A 19,484-nucleotide genomic window follows, 5' to 3' on the forward strand; every position below is an offset into this window, starting at 1 on the left:
TCATATTGATATTACTTATCATAAAAAAACCAGCTTCAAAAAGCTGGTTTTTTCTTTATTTTCAGAAAACTAAGCTATTGCCGTTATAAGCCATTCTTCAAGCTCATTAAGCTCCCCTTTATTATTAGGATAACGCTGTATAAGTTGCTGAATAATCTCTTTTAAAGACTCAGGTGTATAACGTTTGCCAACTAGCATATCTGATAATGCTTCTAATGGTGCGGGATCTAAACTGTCAGTATAAATTTGACTTCTGACTACATTACCACGTTCAATATCAAAATGTAGTTCAAGCCCCCCCCATTTAAAGCGATTATCTAACAAATGAGAAAATGCAGGGGCTTGTCCAAAATTCCATTCCCAACTACTTTGTTTAGCGAATGTCTCTTCAAAACTAGGTAAATCAGGTAATTTTTGCGGGGAAATAATCTCAGCATCGACCCGTTCACCATAGTATTCAAAAAAGCTTTCGGTGATTGTTTCACACAGTTTTTCGTGAGTGATATCAGATTTGAGTTCGACCAAATTAGCCACTCGAGAGCGTACAGAAGTGATCCCTTTAGCTTGAAGTTTTTTCGGATCTGGATTGAGGTAATTGGCTAATCTAGATAAGTTAGCATTTATTAATAATGTGCCATGATGGAAACCACGATCTTTCGTCTCTTTATAAGCCGAGCCTGAAATTTTCCTTTCCCCCTCTTCTTGTGGTACGACTAAATCATTACGCCCTGATGCTGTTGCTTGTATACCAGCTTTCGATAAGCCATCAAGTATAATTTTAGTTGAGATCGTTTTATTATATTCTGGTTTTCCCGCCATAAAGGTAAAGCAGGTATTACCGAGATCGTGGAAAACAGCACCGCCACCACTTGAACGACGTGCTAATTTCACGCCATCTTCATCCATTTTTCGCGTATTACATTCTTTCCACGGATTTTGTGCTCGACCAATGACTACCGTATTATCGTTACGCCAAAGAAACAGTACGCGTTGATCTGCCGGCATTTGTCTAAAAATACACTCTTCAACAGCAAGGTTAAACCAAGGATCATAAGACTCGGAAATTAACAGACGCAATTTGCCAGACATAAGGAGTACCTATATGAAGAAAATAAGGTATAAGATACCATAACTCTCAATATATTAGGCTGTTAAATGGCACGAAACTACAATCGGCGAGCTTGCCAGAATGTTTTTTTCCAATAGACATTATCAAGAGAAGAACGAGTCACCCCTTTACTAGTTGATGCGTGAATAAATGTGTTGTCAGTATCATAAATACCAACATGAAGTCCATTTTCACCACCACCTGTTTTGAAAAAAACCAAATCACCCGGCATTAAATCGCTTTTACTGATTTGTGTTCCATATTTGGTTTGATCGATAGTCATTCGAGGCAATTTAATGTCAAAACGATCACTATACGTTTTATAGACAAAACCTGAACAATCAATACCTGAAGATGTCATTCCACCATAACTATAAGGTGTGCCATACCACTGCTCAAGTTGTGATTTGAGCTGCACTATCACCATAATAGGATCGGAAAGCTGTGTTTTTAAAGGGGGTGCTGGTGGAATGCGTTTTGATGGACTAGATGAGCACCCAGCCAGCAGGATAATACAGAGTAAGAAAGGATAGAAAACGGACTTTCTCATTGCATCCACCATTATTATTACGAGAGATTTTAAAATTTATCTGCTTTTTTAAGCAAAAACAAGTTATTGAAGGTGAATGAATCAAGATTAATAGAATAAATCGCACAATAACCAACAAGGTACAAGAAATAAAACCCAAACTCTGAATTTAGTGTGGTGTTGACTCTTTGGGTTTCTGGCTAATCAACCAAACACCTATCATAATAAAAGCAACCCCTGCGGTTTTTGTCCATGATGGTGTTTCTTGAAACCAAGGTAATATCACTGCAAGAATATAAACAAACACATAACTTAAGCTAATCAGCGGATAGGCTTTATTTAAAGGAATGGTACGCAAAGTAAATAGCCAGCAAACCATAGAAAGGACATAACCGACAAGACCAGCAAACACAATGGCAAGTAGCATTGCATTGGCCCATAACCATGAGAAATCTAGCCACTGTTTTTCGAGCTGTAAATCTGGTAGTTCGGACATACCAAACTTTAACAACAATTGAGCTACCGTCACTAATAGTGCACTTCCAATTGCCCATAGATAGCCTTTCATGCTTGCATACTCATCAATACAATGCCAACCATAATCGATGCGATACCAATCCAATGTTTCACATTAACAGGCTCTTTATAAACAAACTGGCCAATTAATGTCACCATTATAAAGTTAATACTTAACATAGGGTAAGCAATACTGAGAGGAAGGATTTGTAATAATCGTAACCAAAATAACATCCCAAAGCCAAGCATTGTAATGGCAATAAAAAGCCAGAAAATCGTTTTTCTGGCTTTTGTTAATGAATCACTTTGCCAGCTAACCACCGCTTGTTTTTGACATACTTGTCCTATACAAGTCAAAAAGCTCACGATTAGCAATAAAACAAAGGACATTAATTACGCTTCTCATATGTTAAAATAGCAACTCGATGATTTGTCACCAACTCTTCAGGTCTTGGCAATTGAGCTAACTTTTTCGGATCTTTAAACGTAATAACAACTGATACATTACCTTCTTTTCTTGCTTGCTCTAACCATTGAGCAAAATTGTCAGGTTTAATTAATTTATGCTGAGAATCAGGATACTCTCTAATACCATAAGTTAACTCACCTGTTCTTTCATAAAGATAAATATCACTACGTTGTAATTCCCACGCCAATCCAGCACCAATACCCACACTGTTACTTACAATGTATTTGCTCGCATTGAGTGTATTAATATTTTGACGAATAAATTCTTGAGGTAGCTTTCCATCAACACTACTGTTAGGTATTGCCTGCCCAATGCACAAACTCACGCCTAACGAGCAAGATGCCGCCCATAACCAATGTTTACCATTAAGTGTAGAGCAAAGATAACCAATAATACCCCATAAAGAGAATGCGACGATGGCTAAAACCCATTTAGACCACTCATAAGGCATGTAAATAGGTTTTGAAGAGACAAGTTGGATAACTAAAATAGCGATAACAGCAGCAACACCAATAAAGATATTGATATAGCCGTTAATACGTAACGCTTTCATTCTAAATTTACGAGCACAATCTACGCCATATTTCGCCATTAGCATTGCTAGTGGTGCCATAAATGGCAACATATAAGTCGGTAGCTTACCTTTCGCAATACTAAAAAATAAGAATGGAATGACAAACCAACAGAATAAAAAGAATAATTCAGGACGTTTACGTCTTTTTTTCCAAGCACCTATTAATGCGCCTGGAAGTAATCCAAGCCAAGGGATCACCCCTAATAAGACAACGGGGATATAGTACCAAAATGGAGAACTATGTTGAGCATCTTCACCCGAAAAACGCTGGATATGTTCAACCCAAAAGAAGTAGTGCCAATAATCAGGTTCTGCTTTTGCAATAGCTAATGCCCATGGCAAACTAATTAATGCTGCACTAAATACAGCAAGTAAGCCATAGAGCAACATTTGCGTGAATTGTTTTTGATGCAATGTTATAGGTATCATAACAATGACCGGAATAGCTAATGCTAAAAATCCTTTGGTCATAAATGCCATACCACATGCAAGCCCTAAAGTTATCCACGCTAATATTCGTGTTTTTACTGTGGTGGCTTTAAGCGCCCAAAAACAGCAAACCATGCTCGCGGTAATCCAAAGTGCCAACATAGGATCTAATACACTATAAGTGCCTACGCTAAACACTAAGAACATAGATAAATAGATTAAGCTAGAGACAAAAGCGACTTGGCGGTTACGCCACATCATTCTTGCCAATAAATAGACAAGTAATGTGCTTAAAAGAATAGATATAACAGAACCAAAACGTACAGCAAAATTGGTGTGACCAAAAATTAATTGACTAACATTATTGATCCAATAACCGGCTATGGGCTTCTCAAAATAGCGAATGTCGAGCATATGAGGAACAATCCAGTTCCCACTCACTACCATTTCTCGGCTAATTTCCGCATAACGAGTTTCATCTGGTTGCCATAATAACCGGCTGTTCAATGGAAATAAGTAGGTAAGAACAAAAAAAAGAGCCAAGAGGATGGCCCCGATTTTACTCGCCCGGTTATTCAACATAGTTTCGTTAAACCTCTTGTTGGCATCCTAACCAGCCTTCTCGACCTGGAAAGTCAGATCGAACAACTTTACCCATCGGAAGCGTTTCTTTATCTTGTGGTAATAAATCGCTTAACGGACAGAATTCGATGCCTTCATTTGCAATCATTGCCAATAGCTGCTCAAATTGAGCGGCTTTTGACATTCCTTCAACTTCAGTGTGGATAGTATAAACAGGTATTCCACTATCTTTTTTGATTTCATCAATAATAAATTGATTAAAATCCTCATCCTTTACTTTTGTACCAACAACTTCATCATAAGTTGGTAATGTTACTGGAATTTGCACCGTACCGATAGAACCATTTTCTAAAATAGGCCTAAAAGGATACGTTCCTCGACAATCGCTATTGTAATCGAATTTAAAATTTTCTTTAACTGTTAATACGCGTTCATCTGCTCGCCATCCAGCAACTGCCGAACATTTTACAGGGTTTTCAAGTACTTTTTCCAGTGCTTCAACACCTAAACGAACTTGTTGCATTAATTCTTCTGTTGACCAGCGCCCAACTTTTGCTTGCCAACTTTGATGATCCCATGAGTGCAACCCAACTTCATGCCCCGCATCTTGGGTTTCTTTCATCAAATAACCTAAATTTTTAGCAATTTTTTTCCCCGGCCATGCAGTTCCTGCTAATAAAATATCTAAGCCATACAGTGATGCAGCATTAGATCTCAGCATTTTCCATAAAAATTTGGGTTTTAAAAGGCGCCATAAATGGCGCCCCATATTATCTGGTCCAACACTAAAGAAGAAGCTGGCATAAATGTTATGTCTGGCAAATACATCCAGCAGTTGTGGAATACCTTGTTTCGTTCCTTGATAAGTATCCACATCAACTCTCAAACCAACTTTCTTCATTATTTATTCCTATTTAGTGCCTAATTCTTCAACTGCGCCACGTAAGAAGAAATCTAATGTTTCTTCTACTGTTTGGCGAGTCTCGATACTTGGTTTCCAATCCAATAAACGCTCTGCGTTTTTAATGCTTGGCTTACGGTGTTCAACATCTTGGTAGCCTTTACCATAATAACTGCTACTTTCAATCTTTTTGAAGCCAGCAAATGGAGGGAAATGTCCACGCAACTCATGTTTTTCAAAGCAATCTAACAGCATTTCTGCTAATTCACGAATACTTGCTTCGTTAGTTGGGTTACCAATATTGATAATTTGACCATCACATTTGTTATCACGGTTTTCAATGATACGGAATAAAGCTTCAATACCGTCATTAATATCAGTGAAACAACGTTTTTGCTCACCACCATCAACTAGTTTAATTGGTGAACCTTCAACTAAATTCAGAATCAATTGTGTAATTGCACGAGAGCTACCGATACGCGCTGAATTTAAGTTATCTAAACGAGGTCCCATCCAGTTAAATGGACGGAATAATGTAAATTTCAGACCTTCTTTGGCTCCATAAGCCCATATAACGCGATCTAATAGCTGTTTAGATACAGAATAAATCCAACGTTGTTTATTGATTGGACCAACAATCAGGCGTGAGTTGTCTTCGTCAAATTCTTTATCATCACACATACCATAAACTTCTGATGTGGATGGGAAAATAATACGTTTATTATACTTAACACAATAACGTACAATTTTTAAGTTTTCTTCAAAGTCTAATTCAAAGACACGCAATGGATTACGGGTATATTCGATAGGCGTTGCAATAGCCACTAATGGCAGAATAACATCACATTTTTTAATGTGATATTCAATCCATTCTGTATGAATACTCACGTCACCTTCAATAAAGTGGAAACGTGGGTTACCAATAAAGCGTTCAATTGCAGAAGAACCGATATCCATACCATAGATATCATAGTTATCATCTTTCAATAGACGCTCTGTCAAATGGTTACCAATAAAACCATTCACGCCTAAAATAAGAACACGTTTACGACGTTTAACTTGTGCCGTTGCTTTTGGCCCAACACGAACATCCGTCACAATGCCCATTTCAGCCGCTAAACGACTGCCTTGAACATAAAGACCATTTTCACTTTGACCAGTAACGACTTCGATTGCACCTTTCGCACACGCAATGACTAAAGGTTCTGTTGAGATAACAGTACCAGGACGTTTACCTTGATTATCAGCAACAGCGCGTGAACGCCAGATAATCATTTTACGTTCACCTAAGAAAGTGAATGCGCCAGGGTATGGCTCTGTAACAGCACGCACTAAGTTGTGAACTGTTTTTGCATCTGCATTCCAGTCGATTAAACCATCATCAGCGCAACGGCGACCAAAATAAGTTGCTTGGCTTTCATCTTGTGCAGTTGTTGAATAATCACCTGATACAATATGTGGTAATGAACTCGAAAGTAACTTATTCGCTGCTTCTCTTACTTTTTCATGTAAAATTAGAGAAGTATCATTGTCTTCGATGGTAACTTTTTCTTGGGCAACAATATCACCCGCATCAGCTTTCGCTGTCATTTTATGCAGAGTAACACCTGTTTCTGTTTCACCGTTCACAATCGCCCAGTTAATTGGTGCACGACCACGATATTTTGGTAATAAAGAACCGTGTAAATTAAACGCGCCTTTAGGTGCCAAATTCAGGATCTCATCACTTAACATGTGACGATAATAGAAAGAAAAAATGACATCAGGTTTCATTTCACGAATACGTTCAATCCATAATGGATGATTGACATTTTCAGGCGCGAATACTGTCAATCCCATTTCTGCACTCACACGAGCCACAGATGAGAAGAAATGATTTTCGTTTGGATCGTCAGTGTGGGTAAATACAGCTTGAATATCATAACCCGCTTTTTCAAGAGCTTTTAAACCAACACAGCCGATATCGTGATAGGCAAATACTATTGCTTTCATTAGTCTTTTTCCTGATCTTCGTTGGGTTTGTTAACACCAACCACTTTTTGGATAAAATACCGAGGACGCGCTCTTACATCATTATAAATCCGGCCTATATATTCACCTAATAAGCCCATTGCAACGAACTGCGCACCGATAAACATAAATAAAATTGCGAAAAGTGTGAATACACCTTCAGCGGCCCACATTGCACCGAAAATAATACGTAAAATAATCAACAATAAGGCTAAGACAAAGCCAGATACAGCGATCACACTGCCGACAATGCTTAATAAACGTAATGGTGCCGTGGTTAGACAAGTTAATAAGTCATACATTAAATTGATAAGCTTTAAAAAGCTGTATTTTGAATCGCCATATTCACGCTCTGCGTGTGCGACATCAATTTCAATGGTACGACGAGCGAATGTGTTCGCAAGAATAGGGATAAATGTACTTCTTTCGTGACACTGTAACATTGCGTCAACAATGTGGCGACGATAAGCACGCAACATACAGCCGTAGTCTCCCATAGAGCGACCTGTTGCTTTAGTGATCATTGAGTTGATCATTTTTGAAGCGGTTTTGCGAAACCACGAATCCTGGCGGTTACGACGACGCGTTCCGACAACGTCATAACCTTCTTCAGCCGTAGCGACAAGTCTTGGGATCTCTTCAGGTGGATTTTGTAAATCAGCATCCAATGTGATCACTAAATCACCATCAGCCTGATTAAAACCAGCCATAATTGCGGAATGTTGACCGTAATTACGGTTTAAAATAATTGCAATAACGTGATTTTCTTCAATTGCAGCCGCTTCTTCTAACATCTTAGCTGAATTGTCACTACTACCATCATCAACAAGGATCAGTTCATATTCTTGTTCTAATTGTTTACAGCTTTTAATTGTACGTTCTAAAAGCTGAGGAAGGCTCTCTTCCTCGTTATAAACGGGAATTACAACCGATACTTTCTTGATTTCATCAAATGTTGACACTTAAATATGCTCCGAAAGAATTTCATTGATCGCATCTACAACACGAATAACATCTTCATTATTCATATCAGGAAACAGCGGCAACGAGCATAACGTTGCAGAGTTCCATTCTGATTGAGGAAGGGATAAAGAAGGATAACGCTCACGATAATATTTTTGTGTGTGCGCTGCACGGAAATGTAACCCTGTACCAATATCTTTCTGCTTTAATTTTTCCATAAAAGCATCACGATCGATACCACAGGTATTTTTATCAACTCTCACCATAAATAGGTGATTTGCATGTAAATGTGGATATTCAGGGACACTCAACATTTTTAATGGAGAGTCTTTGAGTTTTTCACGATACAGCGCAACTAATTCGGCTCGTTTAGCATTCATTTCATCTAAACGTCTTAATTGCACCACAGCAATCGCTGCATGAATATCAGATAAATTATATTTGTAGCCAGGTTCAACAACTTCGGCTTGAGGTTTACGACCTTGAATCTGTCTATCAAAGGCGTCTACTCCTAAACCGTGGAATTTTAAACAACGTACTCTATTAGCCAACTCGTCATTATCAGTAACAACCAATCCACCTTCTGCACAAGTTACATTCTTAATTGCATGAAAAGAAAAAATGGCAGTTCCTTTTTCACCAATCCATTCATTTTTATAGCGAGTCCCTATAGCATGCGCGGCATCTTCGATAAGAGGAATTCCTGCATCTTGTGCAACTTTTCTTAATGCATCAAGATCGCAAGGTGCACCAGCATAATGAACCGGAATAATTGCTTTCGTTCTAGGTGTAATCGCTTTTTTGACATCTTCTGCACTTACCATCAAGGTATCACGGTCAACATCAATCATCACTGGCTCCGCACCAAGTAACGTAATGATATTCATCGTTGAAACCCAAGTTTGTGATGGTGTGATAACTTCATCACCAGCACCAATTCCCATCGCCATTAAAACAACATGCATACCTGCAGTGGCAGAGCAAATTGCGATAGCATGTTTGCTACCAAATTTTTCACAAAAATCTTGCTCTAATTGGTGATTTTGAGGGCCTGTTGTAATCCAACCTGAACGCAGTACATCCTCAACGGCTTTGATTTCTTCATCGCCAATCGCAGGGCGAGAGAAAGGAAGGAAGTGACTCATAAAAAATGTAGCCTAATTAATGAATGAATAAAAAACAATTATATACAAACTATTGTTCACCAGCATCAGTCTTATTAAGAAAACATTAAAAAAACCTTAATAATTACTCAGGGATAAACTTAACAATAGCCATATTATTGTAAAACTAACCAATCAATATGATCAACATCATTGATGCATTTGATATTTGTATTAAATGTAGTTGATAATAAATTTTCGTCCAATAAAAGTGCAGATGCGCCAGAATTGACCAAGTATCCATTTTTTATAAGTAAAACTCTGTCTGCTTTTTGGTAGGAATGATTCAAATTATGTGTACTCATAATAACGGCACCACCTTGTTGGCAAAACTTATCAACCCACTTGTCCAAAATAGCCAACTGTACGACATCTAAATTATTCGTTGGTTCATCAAGTAACATTAATTTTCCTTTTAAATCATCACTTGACCATAATTGGATAAATGCGCCAACAATTCTAACCCTCTGCCATTCACCTCCGGATAAATGATGAATGTTTTTTGACAATAATTCATCTATTTTAAAATCATTTAACAGCATATTTAATTGCTGAACATCCATTTTCGACAATTGATGATATAATGAGAGATAATGAAAAACTGGCATAAATGACAAAGTTTCCAATTGTTGTATAACAATGCTCTGCATTCTAGAAAGATCACTATATTTATAATGTCTTATTGAGGTTTCGTTTAGAATAATCTCCCCACTAAATGGAAGCTCTCCCGCGATCGCCATTAAAAGTGTACTTTTCCCCGCACCATTAGCACCAATTAAGTGGACACGTTCGCCATAGTTTACTCGTTCTGTAAATGTGTTAAGTCGGTCTTTAACACTTAAATTATCAAATTTAAGTAACGTCATATTACAAACGTCCCATCTCTTTTGTTGCCAATAACCAAATAAATAAAGGTGCACCAAGCGTTGCTGTAATCACCCCTATAGGAACTTCTGCACCATTTAAAATCAACCGAGATAGCAGATCAGCAAGTAATAGCAATCCACCTCCAGCAAGTGCACACGCTGGTAGTAAGGTTTTATAATGCGTTAATCCACATAGTCTCAATAAATGTGGTACAACAAGCCCTACAAAGCTTATAGCACCCGCTAAAGCCACACTTAGCCCTATCAATAACCCAACCGCTAAAATAAACCAATTTCTCCATTGATTAACGGATATACCTAATTGCTTTGCTCTAAATGAACCTAGAGATAAATAATTAAGAACATCGGCTTGTAGAATAAGAATTAAAACAATGGGTATAAGAGTCCAAAATAAGATTTGATGACGCCAATCAATGCCACTAAAACTCCCCATCAACCAATACATTAATTGTCTTAAATCTAAAGCTGAACTGAAATAAACCAGCCAGGTCATTATCGCGCTTGCCATAACGCCTAATGCCACCCCAATTAATAGTAACTGAGCGTTAGACAGCTTTTTTATTCGAGCAAAAAACATTAATAAGAGAGTAATACCTAATGCACCGAATATCGCGGCACTACTTATTAACCAAAAGCTTAAATTAAATTGCAAAACAATGAGCAATACAACACACACACCCGCACCACTGCTTACGCCTAATAACCCTGGTTCTGCGAGTGGATTTTGGAATAAAGCCTGCATAATAGCACCTGCAATTGCTAAGCTGGCGCCAACTGTCATTACTGCAAGTATTCTGGGTAAACGGATCTGCCAAACAAATAAATGGGCTTCATCTGTTAACCATTGATGTGGAAATAACGAAATCTCACCAACAGAGAGGGAAAAAATAAACAAGAAACATAATACTAGCACCATTAGAAACAGCTTTTTTTTGTCGTCAATGCGCTGTTTTTTAGTAAATTTAATCAAAGGATTAATTTCTTTATTCATTTCATTCCCTATCCATGCAATAACAGCTCTTACTATTTTTTGTTTATAAAATACTTTTTAGCAACATAACATGTTCACATTCAATGATGAAAAACTAAATTTAGAACATGTAAGTTTGTCTCTAATAATGAAGAAAAAATTGAGATTAACTATCACAGTGTTGATGCAGGTAAGAGATTAAGAAGAAAAAGTCAAAATAAGAATAAAAAGTAAGATAATGAAAAATAAAAACATTTCATCCAAATAGAAATATCCATTCAGACTATATTGATAAATATAAACATCTCAATACGTTTATTATCAAAATTAGATATAGATAATCATGATAAAAAAACGGCTTTCAAAGAAAGCCGTTTTGGATGTTTTTTAAATCTTATTCTTTTGGTGTTGCGCTCTCAACCCGGCTTTTTAACTTTTGTCCTGGTCGGAAAGTAACAACACGGCGAGCTGTAATAGGAATGTCTTCCCCTGTTTTTGGATTACGACCAGGGCGCTGATTTTTATCACGCAGGTCAAAGTTTCCAAATCCAGACAGCTTCACCTGTTCTCCATTTTCAAGAGAACGACGCACTTCCTCAAAAAAGGATTCTACAAGGTCTTTTGCATCGCGTTTGCTAACACCAAGTTTTTCAAACAGATTTTCTGCCATTTCAGCTTTTGTAAGCGCCATAGGTCTAGTCCCTCAAGGATGCTTGGAATCGCTGTTTCAATGCTGCTACACAGTTACTCACTGTTGCAGCAATCTCATCTTCTTCCAGTGTATGCTCGATATCCTGCAAGATTATGCTAATAGCGAGGCTTTTATAGCCTTCTGCTACTCCCTTACCACAATACACATCAAATAAGTTTATGCCAACTATTTGATTTCCGCCAACTTTCTTACATTCAGCTAAAATATCCTCTGCAGCAACATTATTCGGAACAACTACAGCGATATCTCTACGATTCGAAGGGTAACGAGAAATTGCTTTTGCTTGTGGTAAACTGCGATTTGCAATTGCATTCCAACGTATTTCGAATACTACCGTACGGCCGTTTAAGTCAAGTTTACGTTCAAGCTCTGGATGAACAACGCCAATACAGCCAATATATTCATTTCTCAGATAAATCCCAGCACTCTGTCCCGGATGAAGTGCTGAATGATTAGCTGGTTTAAATGTAATTTCATCTAGCTGGCCTGTCAATTCCAGAATTGATTCAATATTACCTTTCAAATCAAAGAAATCAACAGTTTGCTTCTCTAAACTCCAATGTTCTTCATAACGGTTGCCCGCGATCACACCAGCTAACATAAGTTCCTGACGTATTCCATATTCTGCTTGATTATCAGGAACAAAACGCAGACCTGCTTCAAATAACCTAACTCTAGACTGTTGACGGTTCTGATTATAGACAGTCGTAGTCAATAACCCGGTTAATAGAGACAGCCTCATTGCTGACATATCTGCTGAAATCGGATTAGGCAGAATCAATGCTTCTTCATTTGGATGTAATAAAGATTGGATCTTCGGATCAACAAAACTATAAGTAATGGCTTCTTGGAAGCCGTTATCTACTAGCATTGTTTTAACGCGTTTTAATGATAAGTTCGCTTCACGATGATTGGTCATCACCAAATCAGCGCGCAATGGTACATCTGGAATATTGTTGTAACCATAAATGCGAGCAACCTCTTCAATCAGGTCTTCTTCGATTTGAACATCGAAACGCCATGAAGGAACGATTGCTAACCAGCCATCACTTTCAACAGAAACTTTGAACCCTAAACGAGTTAATGAATCTAGAACTTGTGCATCATCGATCACATGACCTAATAAACGGTCTAATTTTTTACGTGTTAATTTGACCGGTGCAATATTTGGCAAATGTGCTTTATTGGTGACATCAATTACTTCACCAACTTCACCACCGCAAATTTCTAATAGTAACTTAGTTGCACGCTCAATTGCTTTGTATTGTAGTTCAGAATCAACACCACGCTCAAAACGATGAGAAGCATCAGTATGCAAGCCATAACGACGTGCACGGCCTGTAATGGATAATGGAGAGAAGAATGCACACTCTAAGAAGACATTTTTCGTTTCCTCATTAACGCCTGATGATTCGCCACCGAAAATACCAGCCATACCTAATGCCTGTTTTTCGTCTGCAATAACTAATACATCTTCTTTTAATGTAATTTCATTGCCATCAAGTAAAGTCAGTTTTTCATCTTCTTTACCCATACGAACAACAACAGCACCTTCAACACGATCAAGATCGAAGGCATGTAGTGGTTGACCCATTTCAAGTAAAATTAAGTTGGTAATATCAACAATTGGGTCAATAGAACGAATGCCACCACGGCGTAACTTTTCTTGTATCCATAAAGGTGTTTTTGCTTTCACATTTATATTAGTGAAAACACGACCTAAATAACGGGGACACGCTTCTGGCGCTTCAACACGTACTGGGAATGTTGCTGAAGATGTTGCCACAACAGGCGACATATCAGGTACTTGGCATTCCATTTTATTGATAACAGCGATATCACGAGCAACACCTAAAATACCTAAACAATCAGCACGATTTGGTGTAACACTAATCTCAATCGCATTATCATTTAATTTTAAGTATTCACGAATATCCATACCAATAGGCGCATCGGCAGGTAATTCAATAATACCTTCATGGTTTTCTGAAATGGCTAATTCAGAAAATGAGCACAGCATACCCTCTGATGGTTCACCACGTAGTTTTGCTGCTTTAATTTTGAAATCGCCTGGTAATACTGCCCCGACAGTTGCAACCGCAACTTTTAGGCCTTGGCGGCAGTTAGGTGCACCGCAAACGATATCGAGTAATCTGTCACCACCGACGTTAACTTTTGTTACACGTAATTTATCGGCATTAGGGTGTTGTCCACATTCAACAACTTCACCTACAAACACACCGTGAAAATCACCTGCAACAGCTTCAACGCCATCAACTTCAAGACCAGCCATTGTTAATTGTTCAGAAAGTGCTTCGCTACTAATCGCTGGGTTTACCCACTCACGTAACCAAAGTTCACTGAATTTCATGAGATAATCCCACCTTATTTAAACTGTTTGAGGAAACGAAGATCGTTTTCGAAGAATGAGCGCAAGTCGGTGACACCGTAACGTAACATAGTCAAGCGTTCCATGCCCATACCGAATGCAAAACCAGAATACACTTCAGGATCGATACCTACATTACGCAATACATTTGGGTGAACCATACCGCAACCCAATACTTCTAACCATTTACCATTCTTACCCATGACATCGACTTCTGCAGAAGGCTCTGTGAATGGGAAATAAGAAGGACGGAAACGAATTTCCATATCTTCTTCAAAAAAGTTTTTCAGGAAATCGTGTAGTGTTCCTTTTAAATTGGTAAAGCTAATGTTTTTATCAACAATTAAGCCTTCAATTTGGTGAAACATTGGTGTGTGAGTCTGATCGTAGTCATTACGATATACGCGACCTGGTGCGATGATACGAATAGGTGGCTGTTTATCTTGCATAGTACGAATTTGTACACCCGACGTTTGTGTACGTAATAAACGTTTAGCATCAAACCAGAAAGTATCGTGGTCGGCTCTTGCTGGGTGATGTGCAGGAATATTCAACGCATCAAAGTTATGATAATCATCTTCGATTTCAGGGCCAGATTCTACAGAAAACCCTAATTCGCCAAAGAAAGTTTCAATACGTTCAATTGTACGAGTTACTGGGTGTAGACCACCGTTTTCAATGCGGCGACCGGGCAAAGATACATCGATTTTCTCAGCAGACAAACGTTCGTTTAATAATGCTGATTCAAGATGGTCTTTACGAATATTCAGCGCTTGCTGAACCTCTTGTTTAGCCTGATTAATGACAGCCCCTGCAGCTGGACGATCTTCCGCGGGTAAGTCGCGCAGCGTGGACATCTGAAGCGTTAAATGACCTTTTTTCCCCAAGTATTCAACACGAACCGAATCCAGCGCAGCAACATCCTGTGCCTCTTCGATAGCTGCTTTAGCTTGAGCAACGAGTTCAGCGAGATGTGGCATCGTTTCCTCTTCCTTTGACCTGTGAGGTCTATTAGTTGTTATCAATGATGACGAATAAAATTGCCTTTTTGGTTTCTAACCCAGTATTGAGATCTGAAAACAAAAAAGCCTCCATATTGGAGGCTCAGGCGCTACTTTTCGTTTCTTTTCTTACGCGCAAAAGCCCCCTTGAATTAGGCGCTAAAGTAAAAAAAGAAACGGAAAAAAGCGATATTTAACATTGATAATGTCTCTTAAATATTAACTTATTGAATTTATATCATTAAGCCACAAATTTAGACAAAATAAAAGAGGGAGAAAACTCCCTCTTCCATTGCTTAATAATAATTAAGCCAGAGCACCTTTCGCTTTTTCAACTAAAGCAGCGAATGCTACTTTGTCGAATACAGCGATGTCAGCCAGAATCTTACGGTCGATTTCAATGGATGCTTTTTTCAGACCATTGATGAAACGGCTATAAGACATACCGTTCTGACGAGCTGCTGCGTTGATACGCGCGATCCACAGCTGACGGAACTGACGTTTTTTCTGACGACGGTCACGGTACGCATATTGACCAGCTTTGATTACAGCCTGGAAAGCTACACGATATACACGTGAACGTGCACCGTAATAACCTTTAGCTTGCTTTAAAATTTTCTTGTGACGAGCACGGGCGATAACACCACGTTTAGCACGAGCCATATTAAACTCCTAAATGTCTATATTCTGTTAAAAAAATGATACTTATGCGTATGGTAAGCAAGCTACGACCAGACCTAAATCTCCTTTAGAGACCATGCCTTTTGGACGTAAATGACGTTTACGCTTAGTTGATTTTTTAGTCAGAATGTGACGGAGGTTAGCATGTTTACGCTTAAAGCCACCACCAGCAGTTTTTTTAAAGCGCTTAGCTGCGCCGCGTACTGTTTTAATCTTTGGCATTTCTATAATCCACTTCGCATTGTTAATAACATAAAATAATGAGGCGAATAGCAATCAGCCATTCAGACTGACGCTATTACTTGAATTGCCCGACTATTTCTTCTTCGGCGCTAACACCATGATCATCTGACGCCCTTCAATCTTATTAGGGAAAGATTCAACTGCAGCCAGTTCATCCAAATCTTCACGGATACGGTTAAGCATCTCCATACCGATTTGTTGGTGTGCCATTTCACGACCGCGGAAACGCAGTGTGACTTTGGCTTTATCGCCATCTTCAAGAAAACGAATCAGGTTGCGTAGTTTGACCTGATAGTCGCCTTCATCTGTACCAGGACGGAATTTAACTTCCTTAACCTGAATAACTTTTTGTTTCTTTTTCTGTTCTTTGAGAGTCTTACTTTTCTCATAGAGGAATTTGCCGTAGTCCATAATACGACAAACTGGCGGCTCGGCATTAGGACTAATTTCAACTAAATCAGCACCTGCTTCCTCGGCTTTCTCAAGAGCCTCTTTCAGACTAACAACTCCAATCTGTTCGCCATCTAAACCTGTTAAACGAACTTCATGAGCGCGAATCTCACCATTGATGCGATTCTGACGCGTTGATTGAATTCTTTTTCCGCCTTTAATACCTTATTCCTCCAACTGATGAAGACTTCTGCTTCTAATTTCTTGCAGAAGCTTTTCTTTAAATTCGTTAACGTCGATACTGCCAAGGTCTTTTCCTCGACGAGTACGAACCGCCACTTTGCCTGATTCAACTTCTTTATCTCCACAGACAAGCATGTACGGAACACGACGTAAAGTATGTTCACGAATTTTAAAGCCAATCTTCTCATTTCTCAAGTCTGCTTTTGCACGAATTCCGGCATCTTGCAATTCTTTGACGAGTTTTTGTACATAATCAGCCTGTCCATCCGTGATATTCATCACGACAACCTGCTGTGGTGCTAACCAAGTTGGGAAGAATCCTGCGTATTCTTCGGTCAGAATACCAATAAAACGTTCTAAGGATCCTAACACTGCTCGGTGTAACATAACAGGTACTTTACGCTCGTTGTTTTCGGCAACATAAGACGCGCCTAAACGACCTGGTAGTGAGAAGTCTAATTGTACTGTACCACACTGCCATGCACGATCTAAACAATCGTAAAGTGTAAATTCAATTTTAGGGCCATAAAACGCCCCTTCGCCTGGCTGATATTCAAATTCAATATTGTTATCAGTTAAGGCTTTTGCTAAGTCTGCTTCAGCAATATCCCATAATGCATCTTCACCGATACGTTTTTCTGGGCGAGTAGACAGCTTAACAACAATTTTTTCAAATCCAAAAGTAGAATATACATCATAAATCAATTTGATGCAGTCATTTACTTCACTTAAAATTTGTTCTTCTGTACAGAAGATATGCGCATCGTCTTGTGTAAAGCCACGAACACGCATTAAACCATGTAATGCACCTGATGGTTCATTACGATGGCAACTACCAAATTCAGCCATACGTAATGGCAAATCGCGGTAAGAACGTAAACCTTGTTTGAAGATTTGTACATGACCTGGGCAGTTCATTGGTTTGATACAATATTCACGATTCTCTGACGATGTTGTGAACATATTTTCTTTGTAGTTTTCCCAGTGACCTGTTTTTTCCCAAAGAACACGATCCATCATAAATGGACCTTTTACTTCTTGGTAATCATATTCTTTTAATTTACAACGTACAAATGTTTCTAACTCACGGAAAATAGTCCAACCATCATTATGCCAGAAAGCCATACCTGGTGCTTCTTCTTGCATATGATATAAGTCAAGCTGTTTACCAATTTTACGGTGGTCACGTTTTGCAGCTTCTTCTAAGCGATCTAAGTAAGCTTTTAACTGTTTTTTATCAGCCCAAGCTGTACCATAAATGCGTTGTAACATTTTATTATCGCTGTTACCACGCCAATATGCACCTGCGATTTTCTGTAACTTAAAGTTATGGCAGAAACGCATATTTGGAACATGTGGTCCACGGCACATATCAACATATTCTTGGTGATGATAAAGACCAGGTTGAGAATCTTGGCTAATATTTTCGTCAAGAATAGCAACTTTATAGTCTTCACCACGAGAAACAAAAGTTTCACGAGCTTCAGCCCAGCTTACGCGTTTTTTAATAACGTCATAATCTGTTTTCGCCAACTCTAGCATGCGTTTTTCTAGAGTTTCTAAATCTTCCTGTGTGAGAGAATGGTCTAAATCCACATCGTAGTAGAAACCATTTTCGATAACAGGACCAATCGCCATTTTGGTTTGTGGCCATAATTGTTTAATTGCATGTCCCAATAAGTGGGCACAAGAGTGACGAATAATTTCAAGACCTTCATCATCTTTTGCGGTGATAATCGCCAGATTTGCATCATGTTCGATTAATTCACAAGCATCCACTAGCTCACCATTAACACGGCCAGCAATACATGCTTTCGCAAGTCCTGGGCCGATATCTGCAGCGACATCCATGACAGAAACTGCATTTTCAAATTGACGTTGGCTTCCGTCAGGAAGAGTAATAATTGGCATTTAAAATCCTTATTTACAGTGGTGACCCATACGCAAGATCACTTGTAAGCTTTTTATTTCGTATGTATTCAGTACGTTACGACAATTTTCTCACTTTACCTCGCGAGGTTTGCACATAGAGATGAACACTTACTTATCAAGTAAATATCTATAATATCGCTGAGCCTTATCGTAACTCGGGGGGAATTTTATCACAGACAGCAAAGATTTATAGCTTTATCTCATAGGTAATTTTAACGTTTATTTTTAATACACAGAGAGATAGAAATTTTTATTTAATTTGTCTACCATAATAAATAAGCGGAAACCGCGGCTTTAAAAAAACTTATTCTGGGGCGGTCCAGATTTTTATTATAAAAGGTATATGCATGTTTTATCTAAAACCCCGCCCTCGTAAATTAGTTTATGCTATTACTTTTGAAACTCTCGCGATTTTATTAAGCACTGTTTTACTGACCATATTAAGCCAAAGTCAATCACATAATTCACTCCCTGTTGCAATTGCGGTTTCTGTTATTGCTTTGATTTGGAATTATATTTTTAATTCTTTCTTTGAATTAATTGAGTTAAAATTAACAATAAAAAAACGGACTGTCATAGTACGACTAATCCATGCAATAAGTTTTGAATTAGGTTTATTTTTCTTTACCATTCCACTTTATATGTGGTGGTATAATGTAGGTTTTATCAAAGCAATAAGTATGGAAATAACTATATTAATCTTCTTCTTTATCTATACTTATTTATTCACGCTTGCCTTCGATAAATTATGTCCACGAATTTATTCAGTAGGAAATAAAGTGGGATAATCGC

20 protein-coding genes and 1 other annotated feature are annotated in these 19,484 nt (G+C 38.3%); of the genes, 1 reads left to right on the forward strand and 19 read right to left on the reverse strand.

The window, feature by feature from the left end; genetic code table 11:
- Positions 1-69 precede the first annotated feature (69 nt).
- The 19 genes from GWI59_RS01860 to thrS all read right to left on the reverse strand — a co-directional run bounded on the left by GWI59_RS01860 (position 70) and on the right by thrS (position 18,671).
- Positions 70-1,089 carry a lipoate--protein ligase A gene (locus GWI59_RS01860; protein ID WP_072062572.1) on the reverse strand — a complete coding sequence of 340 codons (1,020 nt, stop codon included), beginning with the start codon at positions 1,087-1,089 and terminating at the stop codon, positions 70-72.
- Between the two features lie 77 nt (positions 1,090-1,166).
- Entirely contained in the window at positions 1,167-1,658 is a 492-nt protein-coding gene (locus GWI59_RS01865; RefSeq protein ID WP_036913240.1) for a C40 family peptidase, read from the reverse strand.
- A gap of 148 nt (positions 1,659-1,806) precedes the next feature.
- The gene (gene arnF / locus GWI59_RS01870) at positions 1,807-2,205 is read right to left on the reverse strand and encodes a 4-amino-4-deoxy-L-arabinose-phosphoundecaprenol flippase subunit ArnF (RefSeq protein WP_161671592.1); all 399 of its coding nucleotides are present in this window, start codon (positions 2,203-2,205) and stop codon (positions 1,807-1,809) included.
- Entirely contained in the window at positions 2,202-2,543 is a 342-nt protein-coding gene (gene arnE / locus GWI59_RS01875) for a 4-amino-4-deoxy-L-arabinose-phosphoundecaprenol flippase subunit ArnE (protein ID WP_072062573.1), read from the reverse strand. The genes arnF and arnE overlap by 4 nt, the downstream gene beginning before the upstream one ends.
- Complete coding sequence (gene arnT / locus GWI59_RS01880) at positions 2,543-4,207, reverse strand: lipid IV(A) 4-amino-4-deoxy-L-arabinosyltransferase (RefSeq protein ID WP_115065306.1); 1,665 nt, start codon at positions 4,205-4,207, stop codon at positions 2,543-2,545. The genes arnE and arnT overlap by 1 nt, the downstream gene beginning before the upstream one ends.
- 7 nt (positions 4,208-4,214) lie before the next feature.
- Entirely contained in the window at positions 4,215-5,108 is an 894-nt protein-coding gene (gene arnD / locus GWI59_RS01885) for a 4-deoxy-4-formamido-L-arabinose-phosphoundecaprenol deformylase (RefSeq protein ID WP_072062575.1), read from the reverse strand.
- Between the two features lie 9 nt (positions 5,109-5,117).
- A complete protein-coding gene (gene arnA, locus GWI59_RS01890; protein ID WP_161723869.1) occupies positions 5,118-7,100 on the reverse strand; it encodes a bifunctional UDP-4-amino-4-deoxy-L-arabinose formyltransferase/UDP-glucuronic acid oxidase ArnA in 1,983 nt (660 codons plus the stop codon).
- Positions 7,100-8,080, reverse strand: coding sequence for an undecaprenyl-phosphate 4-deoxy-4-formamido-L-arabinose transferase (gene arnC, locus GWI59_RS01895; RefSeq protein ID WP_072062577.1), 981 nt, complete (start codon positions 8,078-8,080; stop codon positions 7,100-7,102). The genes arnA and arnC overlap by 1 nt, the downstream gene beginning before the upstream one ends.
- Complete coding sequence (gene arnB, locus GWI59_RS01900) at positions 8,081-9,226, reverse strand: UDP-4-amino-4-deoxy-L-arabinose aminotransferase (RefSeq protein WP_072062578.1); 1,146 nt, start codon at positions 9,224-9,226, stop codon at positions 8,081-8,083.
- A gap of 134 nt (positions 9,227-9,360) precedes the next feature.
- Positions 9,361-10,110 carry a vitamin B12 ABC transporter ATP-binding protein BtuD gene (locus tag GWI59_RS01905; protein ID WP_006537105.1) on the reverse strand — a complete coding sequence of 250 codons (750 nt, stop codon included), beginning with the start codon at positions 10,108-10,110 and terminating at the stop codon, positions 9,361-9,363.
- A gap of 1 nt (position 10,111) precedes the next feature.
- Positions 10,112-11,122, reverse strand: a complete 1,011-nt coding sequence (gene btuC, locus GWI59_RS01910; RefSeq protein ID WP_006537106.1) for a vitamin B12 ABC transporter permease BtuC — start codon at positions 11,120-11,122, stop codon at positions 10,112-10,114.
- 373 nt (positions 11,123-11,495) lie between these two features.
- Entirely contained in the window at positions 11,496-11,792 is a 297-nt protein-coding gene (ihfA, locus tag GWI59_RS01915; protein ID WP_023582381.1) for an integration host factor subunit alpha, read from the reverse strand.
- 4 nt (positions 11,793-11,796) lie between these two features.
- On the reverse strand, positions 11,797-14,184 hold the full coding sequence (pheT, locus tag GWI59_RS01920) for a phenylalanine--tRNA ligase subunit beta (RefSeq protein ID WP_161723871.1): 2,388 nt from the start codon (positions 14,182-14,184) through the stop codon (positions 11,797-11,799).
- Between the two features lie 14 nt (positions 14,185-14,198).
- Positions 14,199-15,182 carry a phenylalanine--tRNA ligase subunit alpha gene (pheS, locus tag GWI59_RS01925; RefSeq protein ID WP_072062582.1) on the reverse strand — a complete coding sequence of 328 codons (984 nt, stop codon included), beginning with the start codon at positions 15,180-15,182 and terminating at the stop codon, positions 14,199-14,201.
- 98 nt (positions 15,183-15,280) lie between these two features.
- Positions 15,281-15,404 (reverse strand) — a sequence feature (Phe leader region).
- Entirely contained in the window at positions 15,356-15,403 is a 48-nt protein-coding gene (gene pheM / locus GWI59_RS17645; RefSeq protein ID WP_120655563.1) for a pheST operon leader peptide PheM, read from the reverse strand. (Overlaps the previous feature by 48 nt.)
- A gap of 105 nt (positions 15,405-15,509) precedes the next feature.
- Positions 15,510-15,866, reverse strand: coding sequence for a 50S ribosomal protein L20 (gene rplT / locus GWI59_RS01935; protein WP_006537111.1), 357 nt, complete (start codon positions 15,864-15,866; stop codon positions 15,510-15,512).
- 42 nt (positions 15,867-15,908) lie between these two features.
- On the reverse strand, positions 15,909-16,106 hold the full coding sequence (gene rpmI, locus GWI59_RS01940) for a 50S ribosomal protein L35 (protein ID WP_004263702.1): 198 nt from the start codon (positions 16,104-16,106) through the stop codon (positions 15,909-15,911).
- A 93-nt stretch (positions 16,107-16,199) separates the two neighbouring features.
- The gene (gene infC, locus GWI59_RS01945) at positions 16,200-16,739 is read right to left on the reverse strand and encodes a translation initiation factor IF-3 (RefSeq protein ID WP_036937410.1); all 540 of its coding nucleotides are present in this window, start codon (positions 16,737-16,739) and stop codon (positions 16,200-16,202) included.
- A gap of 3 nt (positions 16,740-16,742) precedes the next feature.
- Positions 16,743-18,671 carry a threonine--tRNA ligase gene (gene thrS / locus GWI59_RS01950; protein WP_072062583.1) on the reverse strand — a complete coding sequence of 643 codons (1,929 nt, stop codon included), beginning with the start codon at positions 18,669-18,671 and terminating at the stop codon, positions 16,743-16,745.
- 368 nt (positions 18,672-19,039) lie between these two features.
- Here thrS and GWI59_RS01955 point away from each other — a divergent pair, with 368 nt between their 5' ends.
- Entirely contained in the window at positions 19,040-19,480 is a 441-nt protein-coding gene (locus GWI59_RS01955) for a PACE efflux transporter (RefSeq protein WP_006537118.1), read from the forward strand.
- Positions 19,481-19,484: the final 4 nt, after the last annotated feature.

This window comes from Proteus sp. G2673 (assembly GCF_009915125.1).
In the GTDB taxonomy this organism is placed as follows: domain Bacteria; phylum Pseudomonadota; class Gammaproteobacteria; order Enterobacterales; family Enterobacteriaceae; genus Proteus; species Proteus penneri.